Source organism: Streptococcus sp. DD11 (genome assembly GCF_001578865.1).
Lineage (GTDB): Bacteria > Bacillota > Bacilli > Lactobacillales > Streptococcaceae > Streptococcus > Streptococcus panodentis.
This window is the reverse complement of the sequence record NZ_KQ969420.1, coordinates 1-693: the sequence shown is the minus strand read 5'-3', so window position 1 is coordinate 693 and position 693 is coordinate 1. Positions and strand designations below refer to the sequence as shown.

1 protein-coding gene and 1 pseudogene are annotated in these 693 nt (G+C 45.6%); both read right to left on the bottom strand.

Going from position 1 to position 693, the window contains the following annotated elements:
* Window positions 1–203, bottom strand: a pseudogene (locus STRDD11_RS13195) (sugar ABC transporter permease); the annotation flags it as partial.
* Between the two features lie 62 nt (window positions 204–265).
* Window positions 266–693, bottom strand: a 428-nt coding sequence (locus STRDD11_RS13190) for an extracellular solute-binding protein (protein ID WP_128837674.1), incomplete at its 5' end; no start/stop codon positions are given.

The window sequence follows — 693 nt, the reverse complement described above, 5'->3', positions numbered from 1 at the left end:
ATCATGCCGCCGATTGCAGGGACAATCTGGATGATAAAAGCAATAAAGAAGGCTATTTCTGACAGGAGGAAAAGCAGGCCCTTGATGAACTGTTTATTGGCCAGATTAGCCAAGCCCATTACCAGAAATGAAAGTTTCACATCCCAGGTCCCTTCTTTAAAGACCTGCAGCATGGATGCATTGTCATAGGATGACGGATTCATAGTGTTCTCCTTATAGTTACAAAGAAAGAAGTGAGGAGGCTGGCCCCTCACTTCGCTGAGTACTATTTAGCTGCGGCTAAATCTTTGTCAAACTGCTGTAATTTTGCCAGGTATTGATCTTCGCCAATTTTACCGTTGTAAACATCGCTGAGGATGGCAGCACTTTCAGTCCAGAAGACAGACATTTGGCTGAGTTTAGGCATGACCGTTGTGTAGGTATCAGATGATCCCATGGTGATGACAGCTTGAGCCAATGCATCTTTTTTGACATCGTCAGATTCTTGGACTTCTTTGTTAGCAGGGATAATGTGGCGGCCTTCGTACTTGAATTGGTTTGCTTGGCTTTCCTTGCTGGTCAGAGCCTGCGCCAGTTTGTAGCTGGCAGAGATACGGTCAGTATCGCCATTTGAAGGTGTTTGGTTCACAGCATAGAGTTTCACGCCGAGGAAGGCTTTTTGCTGTACATCTTGACCGCCGATATTGACAGTTG